Annotated in this window: 2 protein-coding genes and 1 pseudogene; all 3 read left to right on the top strand. The window is 71.1% G+C overall.

The features are described from left to right. The first annotated feature begins 86 nt into the window (after positions 1 to 86). Complete coding sequence (locus ABZU75_RS35745; protein ID WP_355564251.1) at positions 87 to 9,317, top strand: SDR family NAD(P)-dependent oxidoreductase; 9,231 nt, start codon at positions 87 to 89, stop codon at positions 9,315 to 9,317. A gap of 38 nt (positions 9,318 to 9,355) precedes the next feature. Further along, positions 9,356 to 9,433: pseudogene (locus ABZU75_RS35740) on the top strand (polyketide synthase docking domain-containing protein); the annotation flags it as partial. 42 nt (positions 9,434 to 9,475) lie between these two features. Continuing rightward, positions 9,476 to 23,969, top strand: a 14,494-nt coding sequence (locus ABZU75_RS35735) for an SDR family NAD(P)-dependent oxidoreductase (protein WP_355564254.1), incomplete at its 3' end; no start/stop codon positions are given.

Genomic DNA, 23,969 nt, shown 5'->3' with positions numbered 1-23,969 from the left:
ACACCCTCACCGCGCTCGCCGACTCGGACTCGCGGGGTTCGGACGCTCGTTCACTTGGGACGGATGCGTACGCGGATTCAGATGCGGTGCTGGTGTCGGTGCTGCGCAGGGATCGTGACGAGCAGGCGGCGGTCATGGCGGCGCTGGCCGAGCTGCATGTGCACGGGGTAGCGCTCGACTGGCGTGCGGTGTTGCCGGGTGGGCGGCGGGTGGAGCTGCCGACCTACGCCTTCCAGCGTCAGCCGTTCTGGCCGGCCGGCAAGCGGATCGGGGATGCCCGCACTCTGGGCTTGGCCGCGGCGGAGCATCCACTGCTGAGCGCTTCCGTTGACTTGGCCGACTCCGACGGTGTGCTGCTGACCGGCCGGTTGTCCGTGCGGTCGCATCCGTGGCTGGCCGATCACGTCGTGGGCGGGATGGTGGTGTTCCCCGGCACCGGGTTCCTGGAGCTGGCGATCCGGGCCGGTGACCAGGTCGGCTGCGACCTGGTCGAGGAGCTGACGCTGGCCGCGCCGCTGGTGCTGGGTGAGGATGACACTGTCGCGGTGCAGGTGTCGGTGGGCGCCCGGGACGAGTCAGGCAGGCACATGCTCAGCATCTACGCCCGCCCGGCCGAGACTGAGGATCACACACCGTGGATACGGCACGCCACCGGCATGCTGATGACCACCGGCCCTGCCGCCGAGGCCGGTGGCCCGGTCGCCGGGGGACACGGGCAGGCTGCCGGGTTCGACGTCACGGTGTGGCCGCCGCGGGGCGCGACCGCGATCGAGCTGGACGGGCTGTACGACCGGCTTGCCGAGGGCGGGCTCGGCTATGGGCCGGTGTTCCAGGGCCTGAAAGCGGCCTGGCGGGGCGGGGATGGCGAGGTGTTCGCCGAGGTCGCTCTGCCGGAGCAGGTCGCTGACGCCGGTTTGTTCAATATGCATCCAGCGTTGCTCGACTCCGCGCTGCACTCGGTGCCGTTCGCCGGGCTGGAGTCGGCGGGGGGCGGCAGGTTGCCGTTCTCCTGGAGCGCTGTGAGCCTGCAGGCCGGAGGCGCGTCGGCGTTGCGCGTGCGGCTGGCCAGGATCGGCGCCGACTCGGTGTCGCTGACTGCGGTGGACGCCGCCGGGGCGCCGGTGCTGTCGGCGCGCTCCTTGGTACTGCGTCCGGTCTCGGCCGACCAGCTTGTGGCGGCTTCCCACGACCGTGGGGTGGAGCGGGACTCGCTGTTCCAGCTGGATTGGATCGCCGTGCCGATGACGGTCTCCCCGGTGGACGCCGTGATCGGGTTGGAGGTGGCCGAGCTCACCGGCGACCTCGATTCGCTGGAGCTGCCGTTCGGCAGGGTGCCTGACCTGGTGACCGTCGAAATCGATGTCTCTGACTCCACGGATGTGGTGGAGTCGGCGCACGCGCTGACCACACGCGTTCTTGGCCTGCTGCAGCAGTGGCTGGCCGATGAGCGGTTCAGCGACTCGCGCCTGGTGTTCGTTACCCGGGGCGCGGTCGCGACCGGTGCCGGCGAGGCCGTGTCGAACCCGGCCGCGGCCACCGTGTGGGGACTGGTCCGTAGTGCCGAGGCGGAAAATCCGGGCCGCTTCCTGCTGGCCGATGTGGAGGAGCAGGAGACTGCCTTGTCGGCGCTGCCCGTCCTGCTGGCCTGCGGTGAACAACAGGTGGCGGTGCGCGATTACGAAGCGCGGGTCCCCCGTCTCGCCCGGCTGTCACCGGATGAGCACGGTGCCCGGGTCTGGAACCCTGAGGGCACGGTGTTGATCACCGGTGGGACCGGCGGTCTGGGCGCGCAGCTGGCCCGGCATCTGGTGGCCGAGCACGAGGTACGGCACCTGCTGCTGGTGAGCCGCCGGGGTATGGACGCTCCCGGTGCGGTGGAGCTGCGGACGGACCTGGTCGCGCAGGGCGCGCAGGTGAGCATCGTCGCGTGTGACGTGGCCGACCGGGACGCGATCGCGGCGCTGCCGGCACAGGTGGATGCCGAGCACCCGCTGACCGCGGTGATTCACACCGCCGGTGTGCTGGACGACGGGACGATCGCCTCGCTGACGCCGGAGCGGTTGGAGACGGTGTTGCGGCCGAAGGCGGACGCCGCCTGGCATCTGCACGAGCTCACCCGTGACGAGGATCTGGCCGAGTTCATCGTGTTCTCGTCGGTGGCGGGGACGTTCGGCGGGGCAGGGCAGGGCAACTACGCGGCGGCCAACGCGTTCCTGGACGCGCTGGTCCAGCACCGGAGGGCCGCGGGATTGCCGGCGGTGTCGCTGGCATGGGGCCCGTGGTCGCAGGACGTCGGGATGACCAGCCGGTTGTCGCAGGTGGACGTTCAGCGGTGGAACATGAGCGGCCTGCTGCCGATCTCGCCCGCACAGGGCATGGCGTTGTTCGACGCGGCCGTGGCGTCCGGTGAATCGGCGGTGGCCGCGGTCCGGTTGAACATGCCGGCATTGCGGGCGCATGAGGTGCTGCCGCCGATGCTGAGCGGGCTGGTCCCCGCCGTACGCCGCTCGAAGGCCGCTGCCCCGCAGGTGCGGAGCAAGCTGCCGCAGCGGCTTGCTCCCCTGGGTGCCGCAGAACGCCTTGAGGTCCTGCTGGATGTGGTGCGGATCGAGATGGCGCTGGTACTGGGGCACGCCACGCCGGACGCGGTGGAGGTGCGGCGGGAGTTCCGCGAGCTGGGCTTCGACAGTCTCACCGCGGTCGAGTTGCGCAATCGGCTGAACACCGCGACGGGTCTGCGTCTGTCGGCCACGCTGGTGTTCGACTACCCGACCCCCACCGTGCTGGCCAAACATCTGCTCGACGAGCTGATGGGTACGGGGGCGGAGGTCCTGGACACGGCGCCGCAGGTGCTGCCGCCGACGGCCGATGACCCGATCGTGATCGTGGGCATGGCGTGCCGCTATCCGGGCGGGGTGAGTTCCGCCGAGGATCTGTGGCGGCTGGTGGCCGAGGGCGGGGACGGGATTTCGCCGTTCCCGACGACCCGCGGCTGGGATCTCGACGGGTTGTACAACCCGGATCGGGAGCGCCAGGGGACCAGCTATGTGCGTGAGGGTGGTTTCCTGCACGAGGCCGGGGAGTTCGATCCGGGGTTCTTCGGCATCTCGCCGCGTGAGGCGTTGGCGATGGATCCGCAGCAGCGGTTGCTGCTTGAGGTGTCGTGGGAGGCGATCGAGCGGACCGGGATCGATCCGGTCTCGCTGCGCGGCAGTCGTACCGGCGTGTTCGCCGGAGTGATGCACCATGACTACACATCGGCTCGTCTGGAGTTCCCTCCGGACGTGATGAGCTTCATGGGGACCGGCACCGCCGGAAGTGTGCTGTCCGGCCGGATCTCCTACCTGTTCGGGCTGGAGGGCCCGGCGGTGACCGTGGACACCGCGTGTTCGTCGTCGCTGGTGGCGACGCATCTGGCCGCGCAGGCGCTGCGGGGTGGTGACTGCTCGCTGGCCCTGGCCGGTGGGGTGACCGTCATGGCAACCCCGGGAGCGTTCATCGACTTCAGCGCCCAGGGCGGGCTGGCCGGCGACGGCCGGTGCAAGTCCTATTCGGACGCGGCCGACGGGGTGAGCTGGTCCGAGGGCGTGGGTGTGCTGGTGCTGGAGCGGCTGTCGGACGCGCGCCGCAACGGTCACCAGGTGCTGGCGGTGGTGCGCGGCTCGGCGATCAACCAGGACGGCGCGTCGAACGGGCTGACCGCGCCGAACGGCCCGTCTCAGCAGCGGATGATCCGCCGGGCGCTGGCCGGCGCCGGGTTGTCCCCGGCCGAGGTGGACGTGGTGGAGGGTCACGGGACCGGCACGACGCTGGGTGACCCGATCGAGGCGCAGGCCCTGCTGGCGACGTACGGGCAGGACCGGCCAGAGGGCCGGCCGTTGCTGCTGGGCTCGGTGAAGTCGAACATCGGTCACACCCAGGCCGCCGCCGGTGTGGCGGGTGTGATCAAGATGGTCATGGCGATGCGGCACGGGGTGCTGCCCAGGACGCTGCATGTGGACGAGCCGTCGTCGCATGTGGACTGGGCCTCCGGTGCGGTGGAGTTGCTGACCGAGCAGGTGGAGTGGCCGGAGACCGACCGCCCGCGCCGGGCTGCGGTGTCGTCGTTCGGGATCAGCGGCACCAACGCGCACGTGATCATCGAGCAGAGCCCAGTGGAGCAGGACGCGGAGACTCCGGATGTGGCAGCCGAGGGCCCGGTGCCGGTAGCGGATCAGGACGTGCCGGTGCTGGTGTCGGGGCGGACCGATCAGGCATTGCGGGCGCAGGCTGAGCGCCTGGCGTCGTACCTGGACGGCGAGCTTGGTCTGAGGCTCAGCGATGCGGCGTTCTCGCTGGCCACCACGCGGTCGGTGTTCGAGCATCGGGCGGTGGTGGTCGCCGGGGATCGTGATGGTCTGCTGGCCGGCCTGCGGGCCGTGGCCGAAGACCGCCCGGGTGCGGGCGTGGTGCGCGGGCTGGCCGAGGCGAAGCCGCGGCTGGCGGTGCTGTTCACCGGTCAGGGGAGTCAGCGGGCGGGGATGGGCCGGGAGCTGTACGGGCGGTTCCCGGTGTTCGCGCAGGCGTTGGACGAGGTGCTCGCCGAGCTGGACCCGATGCTTGACGGACCGCTGCGGGAGGTGTTGTTCGCCGAGCCGGGCAGCGAGCGGGCCGGGTTGCTGGATCAGACGGGGTGGGCGCAGCCGGCGTTGTTCGCGGTGGAGACGGCGTTGTTCCGGCTGGTCTCCTCGTGGGGGGTGCGGCCGGGTGTGCTGGCGGGGCATTCGATCGGGGAGATCACCGCGGCGCATGTGGCGGGGGTGCTGTCCCTGAAGGATGCGTGTGCGTTGGTGGCGGGTCGGGCGCGGTTGATGCAGGTGCTCCCTGCGGGTGGGGCGATGGTGTCGGTGCGGGCTTCCGAGGAGGAGGTCGCCGGGCTGCTGGCCGGGCGTGAGAAGGAGGTGTCGATTGCAGCGGTGAACGGTCCGGCCTCGGTGGTGATCGCCGGGGTCGAGGAGCCGGTGCTGGAGGTGGCCGCCGTGCTGGAGGAGCGTGGGGTCAGGACGCGGCGGTTGCGGGTGTCGCATGCGTTCCATTCGCCGCTGATGGATCCGATGCTGGAGGACTTCCGTGCCCTGGCCCGGACGCTCACCTACAGCCCGCCAGAAATTCCGGTGGTCTCGAACGTGACCGGGGAGTCGGCCACGGCCGAGCAGCTGTGCTCGCCGGATTACTGGGTGGACCAGGTCCGCCAGGCCGTACGGTTCGCCGACGGCGTCCGCACGCTGCACCGCCAGGGCGTACGAGCCTATCTGGAGCTGGGCCCCGACGGCGTGTTGACCGCGATGGCCGTCGACACGCTCGCGGCCGAGTCCGATGCGGACGCGCACGAGTCGGACGCTGTGCTGGTGCCGGTGCTGCGTAAGGGCCGCGACGAGCGGATCGCGTCCATGACGGCGCTTGCCGAGCTGCACGTGCACGGGGTGGCAGTGGATTGGCAGGCCGTCCTCCCCGGCGCTCGCCGGGTCGACCTGCCGACGTATGCCTTCCAGCATCAGCGGTTCTGGCCCAAGGGTCCGGCATCTCGCGTGGGCAACGTGGCCGCGGCCGGGCTGGCGACAGCCGGCCACCCGCTGCTGGGCGCCGCCGTGGGCCTGGCCGACTCGGACGGTGTGCTGCTGACCGGGCGGTTGTCGGTGCGGTCGCATCCGTGGCTGGCCGATCACGTCGTGTCCGGAACAGTGATCTTCCCGGGTACCGGGTTCCTTGAGCTGGCGGTGCGGGCGGGTGACCAGGTCGGTTGCGACCTGGTCGAGGAGCTGACCCTGACCGCGCCGCTGGTGCTGGGCGAGAGTGAGGCCGTCGCGGTGCAGGTGTGGGTGGGCGCCGCACAGGAGACAGGCCACCGTAGCGTGAACATCTACGCCCGGTCGGCCGAGGCCGCAAACGACGTGCCGTGGGTACGGCACGCCGCCGGCACCTTCGCGACAGGCACCCTCAGCATCGGTTCTGCGGACGCCGCGCCGTTCGACGCGGCGGTGTGGCCCCCGGCCGGCGCGACCGCCATCGAGCTGGACGGGTTGTACGAGGAACTGGCCGTGGGCGGGTTCGAATACGGCCCGGTCTTCCAGAATCTGCGCGCCGCCTGGTACGGCGCCGACGGTGAGGTGTTCGCCGAGGTCGCGCTGCCCGAGCAGGTCGGTGACGCCGGTTCGTTCGGGCTGCATCCGGCGTTGCTGGACGCGGCGCTGCACGCGATGCCATTCGTCGGGCTGGAGCCGGTGGAGGGTGGCCGGTTGCCGTTCTCGTGGGGTCAGGTGAGCCTGCACGCGGGTGGTGCGTCGGTGCTGCGGGTGCGCCTGGCCAGGACGGGTGACGATTCCGTGTCGCTGATCGCGGTGGACGCCGCCGGCGAGCCGGTGCTGTCGGCGCGTTCGCTGGTGCTGCGGCCGATCGCGACCGACCAGCTCGCCGGCGGCGGCGGCCGTGGCGCGGAACGGGGCGGGCTGTTCCGGCTGGAGTGGAGCACACTGCCCGAGTTGCCGGAATCGGCCGCCGGGCTGAGCGTGGCCGAGCTGACCGGAGACCTTGCTTCGCTGGATTCGGTGCCGGACGTGGTGACGTTCACCATCGGTTCCTCCGAGAACACCGGCGTAGTGGAGTCGGCGCATGAGGTGACGGCTGGGGTGCTGGGTCTGCTGCAGGGGTGGCTGGCCGATGAGCGGTTCGGGGCTTCGCGTCTGGTGGTCGTCACGCGGGGTGCGGTGGCCGCGGGTGAGGGTGAGGCGGTCGCTGATCTGGCGGCTGCGGCGGTGTGGGGTCTGGTGCGGTCGGCGCAGTCGGAGAACCCGGGCCGGTTCGTCCTGGTCGACCTGGATGATCAGGAGTCCTCGCTCGCGACTTTGCGCGATGTACTGCTCGCGGTGCCGGCCTCGGATGAGCCGCAGGTGGCGGTGCGTGACGGTGGGGTGCGGGTGCCGCGGTTGGCGTCGCTGGTGTCGGGGGCGGGTCTGTTGCCGCCGGCCGGTGGGGCGCCGTGGCGGCTGGGCAGCCGGGCCAAGGGCAGTCTGGACGCGCTGGAGTTGCTTCCGTTCCCGCAGGCGGCCGAGCCGTTGGAGGCGGGGCAGGTGCGGGTGGCGGTGCACGCGGCGGGGGTGAACTTCCGGGACCTGCTGGACGGGCTGAACGCGCTGGGCTGGTTCCAGGACAGGGTCGGCCTGATGGGCGGTGAGGTCGCCGGGGTGGTGCTGGAGGTCGGCCCGGAGGTGGAGGGCCTGCGTGCGGGGGATCGGGTGGTCGGTCTGGCCGAGGGCTCGTTCGGCCCGGTGACGGTCACTCACGCCCGAGTCCTGGCCAGGATCCCTGATGGGATCTCGTTCGAGCAGGCGGCGACGATTCCGGTGGTGTTCCTGACGGCCTGCTACGGGCTGATGGACCTGGCCGGGTTGCGGAAGGGCGAGCGGCTGCTGGTGCACGCGGGCACCGGTGGTGTGGGCATGGCGGCGATTCAGCTGGCCCAGCGCCTGGGGGTCGAGGTGTTCGCCACGGCGAGCCCGGCCAAGTGGGACGTTCTGCGTTCGCTGGGCATCCCGGACGACCACATCGCCTCCTCGCGCACCCTGGAGTTCGAGGAGCGGTTCCGTGAGGTGTGCGGTGATCGGGGTATCGATGTGGTGCTCAACTCGCTGACCGGGGAGTTCATCGACGCCTCGGCACGGCTGCTGCGTCCGGGCGGCCGGTTCATCGAGATGGGCAAGCTCGACATCCGTGACCAGGAGCGGTTCCCGGGGCTGGAGTATCACTGGTTCGACGTATTGGACGCCGAGCCTGAGCGGCTGCGGCAGATTCTGGCCGAGCTGATGGAGCTGTTCGTGGCCGGTGAGTTGCGGCCGTTGCCGGTGACGGAGTGGGATGTGCGGCGGGGCCGGGAGGCGTTCCGGTTCATGAGTCAGGCCAGGCACACGGGCAAGATCGTGCTGACCATGCCCCGGGTCTGGAACCCGGAGGGCACGGTGCTGATCACCGGTGGGACCGGTGGTCTGGGTGCGTTGTTCGCGCGGCATGTGGTGGCCGAGCGTGGGGTGCGGCGTCTGCTGCTGACCAGTCGCCGGGGGTTGGACGCTCCGGGTGCGGTGGAGTTGCGGGCCGAGTTGATCGCGCACGGGGTCGAGGTCACGGTCGCCGCCTGTGATGTGGCGGAGCGGGATCAGGTGGTGGCGCTGCTGGCGCAGGTCGATCCCGAGCATCCGCTGACCGCGGTGATCCACACCGCGGGTGTGCTGGATGACGGGACGATCGCCTCGCTGACGCCGGAGCGGCTGGAGTCGGTGTTGCGGCCGAAGGTCGATGCGGCCTGGCATCTGCACGAGCTGACCCGGGAGATGGATCTGGCCGGGTTCGTGGTGTTCTCCTCGCTGGCCGGGGTGATGGGCGGTGGTGGTCAGGGCAACTACGCGGCGGCCAATGCCTGGCTGGACGCGTTGATGGCACGGCGCCGGGCGCAGGGGTTGCCGGGACTGTCACTGGCCTGGGGACTGTGGGCGCAGGCCACCGGGATGACCGGGGACATGTCGCAGGCCGATGTGCAGCGGATGACCGCCGCCGGGCTGCCGCCGATCACCACCGAGCAGGGGCTGGCGCTGTTCGACGCGGCCATCGGGTCGGACTCACCGCTCGTGATCCCGGTCCAGCTGAATCCGCCCACACTGCCACAAGAGCAGGTGCCGCCGTTGTTCCGCGGTCTGGTGCGCGGCACCCGCCGTACGGCCGCCGCGCTGTCGGCAGCCGGAGGTGGTGGCGCGGGCGAGGCGCTGTCCCGGCAGCTGGCCGGCCTGGCCCACCCCAAGCGGATCCGCATGCTGTCCGACCTCATTCGCACCCAGGCCGCCGCCGTCCTCGGACACCCCGACTCCGCGGCGGTGGAAGTACGGCGCGAGTTCCGCGAGCTGGGTTTCGACTCGCTGACCGCGATCGAGCTGCGCAACCGGCTCAACGCCGCCACCGGGCTGCGCCTGCCGGCCACCCTCATCTTCGACTACCCCACCCCCGTTGTCCTCGCCGAGCACCTCCTCGCGGAAATCGCTCCCGGGGAACCCGCGGCCGCGAAGCCGTCGTTGCTGGCCGACCTCGACCGATTCGAGGCCGCACTTTCCGAGGACGCGCTCGATGAGATCACTCGGAACGGTATCGCGACACGGCTCCGGCAGCTGCTGGGGAAGGTGAGCGAGAGCGGCCCAGGAACTAGTGAAATCGCTGTCGTAGACATGCTCGAATCAGCGAGTGCCGAAGACATCCTCGGCATCATCGAAAGCGAACTGGGCTACCTGAAAGATCTGTGATCCCGGCTCGCCTCGGAACACTTCGGAGGGCCGCCCCGATGTCGGAAGACCGGAAGCTCGTTGAATACCTCAAGTCGGTCGCCGCTGATCTGCGTGAGACCCGTCGGCGACTCCAAGAGGTTGAGTCGGGCAGGCACGATCCGATTGCGATTGTGTCGATGGCGTGCCGCTTCCCGGGTGATGTCAACTCTCCTGAAGACTTGTGGCGTCTGGTGGCCGAGGGCGGTGATGGGATCGGGGAGTTCCCGACGTCGCGTGGCTGGGATCTCGGGGTGGTGTACAACCCGGACCGGGAGCGCCGGGGCACCAGCTATGTGCGTGAGGGTGGCTTCCTGCACGAGGCCGGGGAGTTCGACCCCGGGTTCTTCGGGATCTCGCCGCGTGAGGCGTTGGCGATGGATCCGCAGCAGCGGTTGCTGCTTGAGGTGTCGTGGGAGGCGATCGAGCGGGCCGGGATCGACCCGGTCTCGCTGCGTGGCAGCCACACGGGCGTGTTCGCCGGCGTCATTTACCACGACTACGGGCCGAGTGCCGAGTTCCCGCTGGAAGTGAGGAGCTTCGTCAGCACCGGGACCGCCGGAAGCATCGCCACCGGGCGTATCGCCTACGCGCTGGGCTTGGAGGGCCCTGCGGTCACGGTGGACACCGCCTGTTCGTCCTCTCTGGTGGCGTTGCATCTGGCGGCGCAGGCGCTGCGCTCGGGCGAGTGCGGTCTGGCCCTCGCGGGAGGCGTGACCGTGATGGCCACGCCCGGAATGTTCATCGACTTCAGCGCCCAGGGCGGGCTCGCGACCGACGGACGATGCAAGGCGTTCGCCGACGCGGCGGACGGCACGAACTGGTCCGAGGGCATAGGCATGTTGGTGCTGGAGCGGTTGTCGGACGCCCGCCGCAATGGCCACCAGATCCTGGCCGTCCTGCGCGGCTCGGCGGTGAACCAGGACGGTGCGTCCAACGGGTTGACCGCGCCGAACGGTCCGTCGCAGCAGCGGGTGATCCGCCAGGCCTTGGCCGGTGCGGGCCTGACCCCCGCGAACGTGGACGTGGTCGAGGCGCACGGCACGGGGACGACGCTGGGTGACCCGATCGAGGCGCAGGCCCTGCTGGCCACGTACGGTCAGGATCGGCCGGAGGATCGGCCGCTGCTGCTCGGATCGGTGAAGTCGAACATCGGTCACACCCAGGCGGCCGCGGGTGTCGCGGGTGTGATCAAGATGGTCATGGCGATGCGGCACGGGGTGCTACCCAAGACGCTGCACGTGGACGAACCGTCCTCGCACGTGGACTGGTCGGCTGGTGCTGTGGAACTGCTGACCGAGACCAGGCCCTGGCCTCAGGTGGATCGGCCGTGGCGGGCCGGGGTGTCGTCGTTCGGTTTCAGCGGCACCAACGCGCACGTCATCATCGAACAAGGCCCGGGAGCTCCTGACGCCGGGTCGGAGGCGGATGATCCGGCACCGGCGGATGTGGCCGCGGGTGTGGTGCCGGTGCTGGTGTCGGGCCGTACGGCAGGAGCGTTGCGGGCGCAGGCCGAGCGACTGGTGTCGTTCCTGGACGGTGAGCCTGATCTGGGGCCGGCCGATGCCGCGTTCTCGCTGGCCACGACGCGGTCGGCGTTCGAGCATCGGGCGGTGGTGCTGGCCGGCGATCGTGATGGGGTGCTGGCCGACCTGGGTGCGCTGGCGGACGACCGGCCTGTCGCGGGTGTGGTGCGCGGGGTGGCGGGGGCGGAGCCGGAGCTCGCGGTGTTGTTCACCGGTCAGGGTAGTCAGCGGGCGGGGATGGGCCGGGAGCTGTATGACCGGTTCCCGGTGTTCGCCGAGGCGTTGGACGCGGTGATCGCGGAGCTGGACCCGCTGCTGGACGGGTCGCTGCGGGAGGTGCTGTTCGCCGAGCCGGGCAGCGAGCGGGCCGGGTTGCTGGATCGGACGGGGTGGGCGCAGCCGGCGCTGTTCGCGGTGGAGACGGCGCTGTTCCGGCTGGTCTCCTCATGGGGGCTGCGGCCGGATGTGCTGGCGGGCCACTCGATCGGGGAGATCACCGCTGCCCATGTGGCCGGGGTGCTGTCGCTGGCCGACGCGTGTGCGTTGGTGGCGGGTCGGGCGCGGTTGATGCAGGCGCTGCCGCCGGGTGGGGCGATGGTGTCGGTGCGGGCCACCGAGGAGGAGGTCGCCGAGCTGCTGGCCGGGCGTGAGAAGGAGGTGTCGGTCGCGGCGGTGAACGGCCCCACCTCGGTGGTGGTCTCCGGGGTCGAGGAGGCGGTGCTGGAGGTGGCCGCCGCTCTGCAGGAGCGGGGGGTCAGGACCCGGCGGTTGCGGGTGTCGCACGCGTTCCATTCGCCGTTGATGGAGCCGATGCTGGAGGACTTCCGCGCCCTGGCCCGGACGCTCACCTACAGTCCGCCGGAAATTCCGGTGGCCTCGAACCTGACCGGGGAACCCGCCACCGACGAGCAGCTGTGCTCGCCGGACTACTGGGTGGACCAGGTCCGCGGCGCGGTCCGCTTCGCCGATGGCGTCCGGGCGCTGCACCGCCAGGGCGTGCGGGCGTATCTGGAGCTGGGCCCCGACGGTGTGCTGACCGCCATGGCCGCCGACACCCTGGCCGCCGACGCGGATGTGCACGAGTCGGACGCGGTGCTGGTGCCGGTATTGCGTAAGGACCGCGACGAGCAGGTCGCGTCCATGACGGCACTGGCCGAGCTGCATGTGCACGGAGTGCCGGTCGACTGGCAGGCGGTGCTCCCGCGCGGACGCCAGGTCGACCTGCCCACCTACCCGTTCCAGCACGAGTGGTACTGGCCCCGCGGACAGCGAATGGGTGACGCTCGAAACCTGGGGCTGGCCGCGGCAGGGCATCCTTTGCTGGGCGCCGCTGTAGCGCTTGCCGCCTCAGACGGCGTACTGCTGACCGGCCAGCTGTCGTTGCGGTCGCAGGCATGGCTGGCCGATCACGCCGTGGGCGGGAGGGTGCTGTTCCCCGGCACCGCGTTCCTGGAGCTGGCCATCCGGGCCGGTGACCAGGTCGGCTGCGACCTGGTGGAGGAGCTCACCCTGGCGGCGCCGCTCGTACTGGGCGAAACCGACGCCGTCGCGGTGCAGGTGTGGGTGGGCGCGGAGGAGTCGGGCAGACGCGACCTGAGCATCTACACTCGGCCGGCCGAGGCCGCCGATGACGAGCCGTGGGTACGGCACGCGGTCGGCGTCCTCGCCATCGGCGGCCAGACCGCCGAGCGACTCGATACCGAAGTCTGGCCGCCGCAGGGCGCGTCCGCGATCGAGCTGGACGGGCTGTACGACCAGCTCGCTGAGGGCGGGCTGAGCTACGGACCGCTGTTTCAGGGCCTGCGGGCGGCCTGGCGGCGTGATGATGAGATCTTCGCCGAGGTGAGCCTGCCGAGTCGGCTCGAGTCGGATGCCGGTTCGTTCGGCGTGCATCCGGCCCTGCTGGATGCGGCGTTGCACGTGGTGACGTTCGCGGGGTTGGACGACTCCGAGGGCAGCCGGTTGCCGTTCTCCTGGGGTGAGGTGTGTCTGCACGCCGGTGGCGCGTCGGCACTGCGGGTACGACTGGCCAGGACCGAAGGCGATGCCGTCTCGCTGGCGGTGGCCGATATGGCGGGGGAGCCGGTGCTGACGGCACGGTCACTCGTACTGCGCCCGATCACGGCGGCCACCGGCGAAGGTGACCGTAGGGGCGAGCGGGACTCCCTGTTCAGGGTGGAGTGGACGGCGTTGCCGTCGGCGCGGGTGGCGCCGGTGGCCGACCCCGCGCCCACGGTGGCGGTGGTCGGCCTCGACGTGTTCGACCTCGCGGATCCGTCGGTGTTCGGGGACACGAACCAGGCGCCGGGTGCTGTGGTGACCGAACTGATCTTTGACCAGGTCGGCGCGGTGGTGGACGCGACACACGAGCTGAACGCGCGCGTTCTGACCGTGCTGCAGCAGTGGCTGGCCGATGAGCGGTATCGCGATTCACGGTTGGTGTTCGTGACGCGGGGTGCGGTCGCGGCCGGAGACGGTGAAGTGGTGTCGGATCTGCCGGCCGCTGCGGCCTGCGGATTGGTGCGCAGTGCCCAGTCGGAGAACCCAGGCCGGTTCGTGCTGGTCGATGTGGATGAACACCAGGCGTCGCTGCCGGCCTTGCCGGGGATACTGCCCGCGGTGCTGGCTTCGGGTGAGCCGCAGGTGGCGGTGCGTGACGGTGAAGTGCAGGTGCCGCGGTTGGCGTCGTTGGCGTCGGGGGCGGGTCTGCTGCCTCCGTCCGGTACGGGGTGGCAGCTGGGCAGCCGGGCCAAGGGCAGCCTGGACGCGTTGGAGCTGCTCCCCTCTTCGGGGATGGCCGAGCCGCTGCAGGCCGGGCAGGTACGGATGGCGGTGCGTGCCGCGGGGGTGAACTTCCGGGACCTGCTGGACGGGCTGAACGCGCTGGGCTGGTTCCAGGACAAGGTCGGCCTGATGGGCAGTGAGGCCGCCGGCGTGGTGCTGGAGGTCGGTCCCGAGGTCGACGACCTGCGCCCGGGCGACTGGGCGGCCGGTCTGACCGAGGGCGCGTTCGGCCCGGTGGTGGTCACCGGCGCCGGCGGGTTGACCAAGATCCCTGACGGGGTCTCCTTCGAGCAGGCCGCGACGATTCCGGTGGTGTTCCTGACGGCCTACTACGGGCTGATGGACCTGGCCGGGCTGCGGGAGGGCGAGCGGCTGCTGGTGCACGCGGGTACCGGTGGTGTGGGTATGGCGGCGATCCAGCTGGCGCGGCGGCTGGGGGTGGAGGTGTTCGCCACGGCGCATCCGGCCAAGTGGGAGGTGCTGCGTTCGCTGGGCATCCCGGATGATCACATCGCCTCCTCCCGGAGTCTGGAGTTCGAGGAGCGGTTCCGGGAGGTGTGCGGTGAGCGGGGGATCGACGTGGTCCTCAACTCGCTGACCGGGGAGCTCATCGACGCCTCGGCGCGGCTGCTGCGTCCGGGCGGCCGGTTCATTGAGATGGGCAAGCTGGACATCCGCGAGCAGGACCAGTTCCCGGGGCTGGAGTATCACTGGTTCGATGTGATGGATGCCGGGCCTGAGCGGTTGCGGCAGATCCTGGCCGAGTTGATGGAGCTGTTCGCGGCCGGTGAGTTGCGGCCGTTGCCGGTCACGGTGTGGGATGTGCGGCGGAGCCGGGATGCCTTCCGGTTCATGGGCCAGGCCAAGCACACCGGCAAGATCGTGCTGACCATGCCTCGGCGGTGGAACCCGGAGGGCACGGTGTTGATCACCGGTGGCACCGGTGGTCTGGGCGCGCTGTTCGCGCGGCATGTGGTGGCCGAGCGGGGTGTGCGGCATCTGCTGCTGACCAGCCGCCGGGGCCTGGAGGCTCCGGGGGCGGTGGAGTTGCGGGCCGAGCTGATCGCGCACGGGGTCGAGGTCACGGTCGCCGCCTGTGATGTGGCGGAGCGGGATCAGGTGGCGGCCCTGCTGGCCGGGGTGGACGCCGAGCACCCGCTGACCGCGGTGATCCACACCGCGGGTGTGCTGGACGACGGGACGATCCCGTCGCTGGCTCCGGAGCGGCTGGACACCGTGCTGCGGCCGAAGGTGGACGCCGCCTGGCACCTGCACGAGCTCACTCGTGGCGAGGACCTGGCCGACTTCATCATGTTCTCGTCGGTGGCGGGCGTGATCGGAGCTCCCGGTCAGGGTAACTACGCCGCGGCCAACTCGTTCCTCGACGCGCTGGCCCAGCAGCGCCGGGCCGCGGGGTTGCCCGCGCTGTCGCTGGCCTGGGGGGCGTGGGCTCAGGACAGTGGGATGACCGGTACTTTGAGCGATGGCGACATGGAGCGGCTGGCCCGTGCCGGTACGCCGCCACTCGCACCGGAACAGGGCATTGCCTTGTTCGAGGTGGCGGTCCGTTCCAGCGAACCGGTCGTGGCCCCGGTCCGGCTGGATCTGCCGGTGCTGCGAGCACAGGGCGAGATTCCGCCACTGCTGCGCAGGCTGGTACGGGGAAGGCGCCGGTCTGCCGCCGGGAGGTCGGCGGCGGCCAGTACGCTGCTTCAGCGGCTGGCTCCGCTCGCGGCGGCCGAGCGCGCCGAGGTCCTGGTGGATCTGGTGCGTACCGAGGTGGCCATGGTGCTGGGGCATCTCTCGCCGGAGACGGTGGAGGTGCGGCGGGAGTTCCGCGAGCTGGGCTTCGACTCGTTGACCTCGGTGGAACTGCGCAACCGGCTGAACGGTACGACCGGGCTGCGGTTGCCGGCCACGCTGGTGTTCGACTACCCGACGCCGGCCGTGCTGGCGGAGTTCCTGCTGGCCGAGCTGCTCGGCGAGCACGCCGATGTGGTGGTTCCCGGCGAGGTCCGGCCGGTGACCGACGACCCCATCGTGATCGTGGGCATGGCGTGCCGCTATCCGGGCGGGGTCACGTCCCCGGAGGACCTGTGGCGGCTGGTCACCGAGGGCGCAGACGCGATCTCGCCGTTCCCGACCACGCGAGGTTGGGATCCGGCGGCCTTCTACAACCCGGATCGGGAGAATCGCGGGACCAGCTACGTCCGTGAGGGTGGGTTCCTGCACGAGGCCGGGGAGTTCGACCCGGGGTTCTTCGGTATCTCGCCGCATGAGGCGCTGGCGATGGATCCGCAGCAGCGGTTGCTGCTGGAGACGTCGTGGGAGGCGATCGAGCGGGTCGGGATCGATCCGGTCTCGTTGCGGGGCAGCCGTACCGGGGTGTTCGCCGGGGTCATGTACCACGACTACGCGACCAGTGTGTCGTTCCCGCCGGAGGTGATGGGGTTCGTCGGTACCGGCACCGCGGGAAGCGTGGCGACCGGTCGTCTGTCCTACACCTTCGGGTTGGAGGGGCCGGCGGTGACGGTGGACACCGCGTGCTCGTCGTCGCTGGTGGCGATGCATCTGGCCGCGCAGGCGCTGCGGTCGGGTGAGTGTTCGCTGGCGTTGGCCGGTGGTGTGACGGTGATGGCCAATCCGGGGCCGTTCATTGACTTCAGTGCGCAGGGCGGGCTGGCCGGTGACGGCCGGTGCAAGTCCTATTCGGACGCGGCCGACGGGGTGAACTGGTCCGAGGGTGTGGGCATGCTGGTGCTGGAGCGGCTGTCGGACGCGCGCCGCAACGGCCATGAGGTGCTGGCGGTGGTGCGCGGTTCGGCGGTGAACCAGGACGGTGCGTCCAACGGGTTGACCGCGCCGAACGGTCCGTCGCAGCAGCGGGTGATCCGCCAGGCGCTGGCCGGTGCGGGTTTGACCTCCGCTGAGGTGGACGTGGTGGAAGGGCACGGGACCGGGACGACGCTGGGCGACCCGATCGAGGCGCAGGCGCTGCTGGCGACCTATGGTCAGGATCGCGACGAGGATCGGCCGCTGCTGCTGGGGTCGATCAAGTCGAACATCGGTCACGCGCAGGCCGCGGCGGGTGTGGCCGGTGTGATCAAGATGGTCATGGCTCTCCGGCACGGGGTGCTGCCCCGGACGCTGCATGTGGACGCCCCGTCGTCGCATGTGGACTGGGCCTCTGGTGCGGTGGAACTGCTGACCGAGCAGGTGGAGTGGCCGGAGACCGGTCGTTCGCGTCGGGCGGGTGTGTCGTCGTTCGGGATCAGCGGTACCAACGCCCATGTGATCTTGGAGCAGGTGCCGCAGGCAGTGGAACCGGAGACCGGTGAGCCTGCCGGTCCGGTCGGCGGGGTGGTGCCGTGGGTGGTGTCGGCGAAGAGTCCTGAGGCGTTGCGCGAGCAGGCGCGCCGCCTGGGTGCGCAGGTGGAGGCGGTCGGCGAGCTGGGCCTGGTGGATGTGGGCTCGTCGCTGGTGTCGTCGCGGTCGGTGTTCGAGCATCGTGCGGTGGTGGTCGGTGGGGATCGTGAGGGTCTGCTGGCGGGTGTCGGTGCGCTGAGCGTGGGTGAGTCGTTGCCCGGTGTGGTTGCGGGTGTGGCCGATGTCGTCGGTAGGTCGGTGTGGGTGTTCCCGGGTCAGGGGGCGCAGTGGGTGGGGATGGGTGCCGCGCTGCTGGAGGAGTCGGCGGTGTTCGCGGGGCGGATGGCGGAGTGTGCGGCGGCGTTGGAGCCGTTCGTGCAGTGGTCGTTGCTGGATGTGGTGCGTCAGGTGGAGGGGGCGCCGTCTCTGGATCGGGTGGATGTGGTGCAGCCGGTGTCGTTCGCGGTGATGGTGTCGCTGGCGGCGGTGTGGGAGTCGCTGGGGGTTCGTCCGGATGCGGTGGTGGGGCATTCGCAGGGGGAGATCGCGGCGGCGGTGGTGGCGGGTGGTCTGTCGTTGCAGGACGGTGCCCGGGTGGTGGCGTTGCGCAGCGGCCTGATCGCTGAGCGGCTGGCGGGGTTGGGGGCGATGGCGTCGGTGGCGTTGCCGGTGGAGCGGGTGCGCGAGCAGGTGGCGGCCTGGGACGGGCGGGTGTCGGTGGCGGCGGTGAACGGTCCCGGCTCGGTGGTGGTGGCCGGTGAGGTCCAAGCCGTCGAGGAGCTGGTCGAGCGGTTGACCGAGGATGGGGTGCGGGTCCGGCGGATCGCGGTGGACTACGCCTCGCATTCGGCCCAGGTGGAGCAGTTGCGTGAGGAACTGGCCGGGGTGCTGGCGGGGGTGGCGCCGCGTGCGGTGCGGGTGCCGATGTTGTCGACGGTGACGGGCCAGTGGGTGGAGGGGCCGGAGCTCGACGGCGGATACTGGTGTGACAACCTGCGGCGCACGGTGGGCTTCGCTCCGGCGGTGGCGCAGTTGCTGGAGCAGCGGTATCGGGTGTTCGTGGAGGTGAGCCCGCATCCGGTGCTGACGGTCGGGGTCCAGGAATGCGTGGATGAGGCCGGGGTGGAGGCCGTGATCGCCGGGACGTTGCGCCGCGACGACGGCGGGCTGCACCGGGTGCTGGTCTCGGCGGCCGAGCTGTTCGTCCGCGGCGTGGCGGTGGACTGGCAGGTGGTGCTGGCGGGCGGGCGACGGGTCGACCTGCCCACCTACGCCTTCCAGCACCAGTGGTACTGGCCCGCGAGGGCGGGTTCCCAGGTGGGGAATGTGGCCGCGGCGGGGTTGGCGGTGGCGGGGCATCCGCTGCTGGGCGCCGCCGTAGGCCTGGCCGACTCCAATGGGGTGCTGCTGACCGGCCGCTTGTCGCTCTCGTCGCATCCGTGGCTGGCCGATCACGCGGTGGCCGGAACGGTGATCTTCCCGGGTACCGGGTTCCTTGAGCTGGCGATCCGGGCCGGTGACCAGGTTGGTTGTGACCTGGTGGAGGAGCTGACCCTGACCGCGCCGCTGGTGCTGGGCGAAACCGATGCCGTCGCGGTGCAGGTGTGGGTGGGCGCCGCAGAGGAGTCGGGCCACCGGAGCGTGAACGTCTACGCCCGCTCTGCCGAGGCCGCCGATGACGTGCCGTGGGTGCGGCACGCCACCGGCACGCTGGCCGTCGGTGCTCCGGCCACCGGTGCTCCCAATGCCGAGCCGTTCGACGCGGCGGTGTGGCCGCCGGCCGGCGCGACCGCGATCGGGCTGGACGGGGTGTACGAGGGACTGGCCGCGGGCGGGTTCGAATACGGCCCCGTGTTCCAGGGGCTGCGAGCGGCCTGGCGTGGTGTCGACGGCGAGGTGTTCGCCGAGGTCGCGCTGCCCGAGCAGGCGGCGTCGAACGCGGGTTCGTTCGGGGTGCACCCGGCGTTGCTGGACGCGGCCTTGCACGCGGTGACCTTCGTCGGGCTGGAGCCGGTGGAGGGTGGCCGGTTGCCGTTCTCCTGGGGGCAGATGAGCCTGCAGGCCGCCGGGGCGGCGATGCTGCGGGTGCGACTGTTCCGGACGGGCGACGACGCTGTGTCGCTGACGGCGGTGGACGCCGCCGGGGATTCGGCGCTGTCGGCGCGTTCGCTGGTGCTGCGCCCGTTCACTCCTGATCAGCTCGCCGTCGCCGGTGGTGGTCAGGTGACGGAGCGGGACGGGCTGTTCCGGCTGGATTGGACCCCGCTTTCCGAGGTTTCCGTGGCCGATCCGGCGCCGGTGACGGTGGTCGGCTTCTCGGGATCCGAGCCGGACGCCTTGGGTCTCGCGGCGGCGTGGGAGTCGGTCGGACAGTCGGTGACGGTTCACCGGGATCTGTCGGCGCTGACCGAGGCGGGGCCGGTGCCGGAGGTGGTGCTGGCCGAGGTCGCGGCCGGGTCGGCCGGGGATGCGGTGGCCTCGGCGCGTGCGATGACGGCTGGGGTGCTGGGTCTGCTGCAGGGGTGGCTGGCCGATGAGCGGTGTGCTGGTTCGCGGTTGGTGGTGGTGACGCGGGGTGCGGTAGCCGCCGTTGAGGGTGAGCCAGTGGCGGATCTGGGTGCGGCCGGGGTGTGGGGGTTGCTGCGTAGCGCGCAGTCGGAGAACCCGGGCCGGTTCGTGCTGGTGGACCTGGGGCCGGATGAGTACGGAGACGAGCACGCGGACCCGGGCGCGGATGAGGCCTCGCCCGGTGCGCTGGGGGCCGCGATTCCCGGGTTGCTGGCCGCCCTGCTGGCTTCCGGTGAGCCGCAGGTGGCGGTGCGTGAGGGTGGGGTGCGGGTGCCGCGGTTGGCGTCGCTGGTGTCGGGGGCGGGTCTGTTGCCGCCGGCCGGTGGGGCGCCGTGGCGGCTGGGTAGCCGGGCCAAGGGCAGTCTGGACGCGTTGGAGTTGCTTCCGTTCCCGCAGGCGGCCGAGCCGTTGGAGGCGGGGCAGGTGCGGGTGGCGGTGCGTGCGGCGGGGGTGAACTTCCGGGACCTGCTGGACGGGTTGAACGCGCTGGGCTGGTTCCAGGACAAGGTCGGCCTGATGGGCGGTGAGGCCGCCGGCGTGGTGCTGGAGGTCGGCCCCGGGGTCGACGACCTGCGTCCGGGAGATCGGGTGGTCGGTCTGACCGAAGGTGGCTTCGGCCCGGTGGTGGTCACCGGTGCCGGTGGGGTGACCAAGATCCCCGACGGGGTCTCCTTCGAGCAGGCGGCGACGATTCCGGTGGCGTTCCTCACCACCTATTACGGGCTGATGGATCTGGCCGGGTTGCGGGAGGGGGAGTCACTGCTGGTGCACGCGGGCACCGGTGGGACCGGGATGGCGGCGATCCAGCTGGCGCAGCGGCTGGGGGTCGAGGTGTTCGCCACGGCGAGCCCGGCCAAGTGGGACGTTTTGCGTTCGCTGGGCATCCCGGACGACCACATCGCCTCGTCGCGGAGTCTGGAGTTCGAGGAGCGGTTCCGGGAGGTGTGTGGTGAGCGCGGGATCGATGTGGTGCTCAACTCGCTGACCGGGGAGTTCATCGACGCCTCGGCGCGGCTGCTGCGTCCGGGTGGCCGGTTCATTGAGATGGGCAAGCTGGACATCCGCGAGCAGGAGCAGTTCCCGGGGCTGGTGTATCGGTGGTTCGACGTACTGGATGCCGGGCCTGAGCGGTTGCGGCAGATCCTGGCCGAGTTGATGGAGCTGTTCGCCGCTGGTGAGTTGCGGCCGTTGCCGGTGACGGCGTGGGATGTGCGGCGGGGCCGGGAGGCGTTCCGGTTCATGAGCCAGGCCAGGCACACCGGCAAGATCGTGTTGACCATGCCCCGGCGCTGGGAGCCGGAGGGCACGGTGCTGATCACCGGTGGTACCGGTGGCCTGGGTGCGGAGGTGGCCCGGCATCTGGTGGCCGAGCAAGGGATGCGGCATCTGCTGCTGGCCAGCCGCCGGGGGTTGGACGCTCCGGGTGCGGTGGAGTTGCGGGCCGAGCTGATCGCGCACGGGGCCGAGGTCACGGTCGCCACCTGTGACCTGGCGGACCGGGATGCGGTAGCCCGCCTGCTGGCGGGGATCGATGCCGAACATCCGCTGACCGCGGTGGTGCACACCGCCGGGCTCCTCGATGACGGGACGATCGCCTCGCTGACGCCGGAGCGGCTGGACACCGTGTTGCGGCCGAAGGTGGACGCCGCCTGGCATCTGCACGAGCTGACCCAGGAGATGGATCTGGCCGGGTTCGTGGTGTTCTCCTCGCTGGCCGGGCTGATGGGCAACGCCGGGCAGGGAAACTACGCGGCGGCCAATGCCTGGCTGGACGCGCTGATGGCACGGCGCCGGGCGCAGGGACTGCCGGGACTGTCACTGGCCTGGGGACTGTGGGCGCAGGCCACCGGGATGACCGGGGACATGTCGCAGGCCGATGTGCAGCGGATGACCGCCGCCGGGCTGCCACCGATCACCACCGAGCAGGGACTGGCCCTGCTCGACGCGGCCATCGGCTCGGATTCACCGCTGGTGGTCCCAGTGCGGCTGAACCTGCCGGCGATGCCCGCTCAGCAGGTCCCGCCGCTGCTGCGCGGTCTGGTGCGCGGCACCCGTCGTACGGCCGCGTCGGCGCCTGCCCCCGGCGAGGGTGCACTGTTGCGGCAGTTGGCCGGACTGACGCAGGCCGACCGGACCCGGTTCGTGGTCGATCTGGTCCGGGCTCAGGCCGCCGCGGTCCTCGGGCATCCCTCGCTGGAGGCGGTGCAGGTTCGCCGGGAGTTCCGTGAGTTGGGCTTCGACTCGCTGACCGCGATCGAGCTGCGCAACCGGCTCAACGTGGCCACCGGGCTGCGCCTGCCCTCCACCCTTGTCTTCGACTACCCCACCCCCACCGCGCTCGGTGAGTACCTGCTGAGCGAGGTGCTCGGCGCGCACGGCGACGCCATCCTGCCGGTGGCCACGGTCTCGGTCGGGGACGACCCGATCGCCATCGTCTCGATGGCCTGCCGTTATCCCGGCGGGGTCACGTCCCCGGAGGATCTGTGGCGGCTGGTCATCGAGGGGCAGGACGCCATCACCCCGCTGCCGACCGACCGCGGCTGGCAGGTCCATGGCGACCTCGACCTGAAGGGCGGGTTCGTCTTTGACGCGCCCGAGTTCGACGCGGAGTTCTTCAGGATCTCCCCGCGTGAGGCGCTGGCGATGGATCCGCAGCAGCGGCTGCTGCTGGAGGCCGCCTGGGAGGTCCTCGAAGGTGCCGGCATCGATCCGGACTCGTTGCGGGGCAGCGACACCGGCGTGTTCATCGGTTCCGTCGGCTCGGGCTACATGCCTGGGGAGGAGTCTCGCGGTCACATCATGACCGGGCAGTTGGCCAGCGTGGCCTCCGGCCGGATCTCGTACACCCTGGGCCTGGAGGGCCCGGCGGTGACGGTGGACACCGCCTGCTCGTCGTCACTGGTGACCATCCACATGGCGGCCCAGGCCCTGCGTAACGGGGAGTGCTCGCTCGCGGTGGCCGGCGGTGTCACCGTCATATCGACCCTCGCGGCGTTCGGGGAGCTCGGTGAGCAGGGCGGGCTGGCACCGGATGCGCGCTGCAAGGCGTTCTCCGACTCGGCGGACGGCATCGGATGGTCCGAGGGTGTCGGTCTGGTGATGCTGGAGCGGCTGTCGGACGCGCGGCGCAACGGCCACCAGGTGCTCGCGCTCGTCCGAGGATCGGCGATCAACCAGGACGGCGCGTCCAATGGGCTGACCGCGCCGAACGGCCCCTCTCAGCGGCGGGTGATCCGCAAGGCACTGGCCGTCGCCGGGCTGTCCCCTGCCGAGGTGGACGCGGTCGAGGCGCACGGGACCGGCACCATGCTGGGCGACCCGATCGAGGCGCAGGCGCTGCTGGCGACGTACGGTCAGGATCGGCCGGAGGACCGGCCGCTGCTGCTGGGGTCGATCAAGTCGAACATCGGGCACACCCAGGCCGCGGCGGGCGTGGCCGGTGTGATCAAGATGGTCATGGCTCTCCGGCACGGGATGCTGCCCCGGACGCTGCACGTGGACGAGCCGTCGTCGCATGTGGACTGGGCCTCGGGAGCGGTGGAGCTGCTGACCGAGCCGGCCGAGTGGCCGCGGAACGGTCGTCCGCGCCGGGCGGGTGTGTCGTCGTTCGGGATCAGCGGCACCAACGCGCACCTGATCCTGGAGCAGGGGCCGGAGGCGGCGAAGCCGACGGTCGACGAGCCTGCCGGTCCGGCAGGCGGTGTGCTGCCTTGGGTGATCTCGGCCCGCACGGCTGACGCGGTGCGGGCACAGGCCGGTCGATTGACGGCGCACCTGCAGGCCCGGGCTGAGCTGGGTCTGGCGGATGTGGGGTCGTCGCTGGTGTCGTCGCGGTCGCTGTTCGACCACCGTGCGGTGGTGGTCGGTGGGGATCGTGAGGGTCTGCTGGCGGGTGTCGGTGCGCTGAGCGCGGGTGAGTCGTTGCCCGGTGTGGTCGCGGGTGTGGCCGATGTGGATGGGAAGTCGGTGTGGGTGTTCCCGGGTCAGGGGGCGCAGTGGGTGGGGATGGGTGCGCGGCTGCTGGAGGAGTCGCCGGTGTTCGCCGGGCGGATGGCGGAGTGTGCGGCGGCGTTGGAACCGTTCGTGGAGTGGTCGTTGCTGGATGTGGTGCGGGGTGTGGAGGGGGCGCCGGGGCTGGATCGGGTGGATGTGGTGCAGCCGGTGTCGTTCGCGGTGATGGTGTCGCTGGCGGCGGTGTGGGAGTCGCTGGGGGTTCGCCCGGATGCGGTGGTGGGGCATTCGCAGGGGGAGATCGCGGCGGCGGTGGTGGCCGGTGGTCTGTCGGTGCAGGACGGTGCCCGGGTGGTGGCGTTGCGCAGCCGCCTGATCGGTGAACGGCTGTCCGGGCATGGGGTGATGCTGTCGGTGATGGCGCCGGTGGAGCAGGTGC

It is taken from the genome of Streptosporangium sp. NPDC005286, assembly GCF_040607515.1.
Classification (GTDB): Bacteria; Actinomycetota; Actinomycetes; order Streptosporangiales; family Streptosporangiaceae; genus Streptosporangium.
The sequence above is the reverse complement of the archived record's forward strand: the minus strand, read 5'-3'. Positions and strand labels throughout refer to the sequence as shown.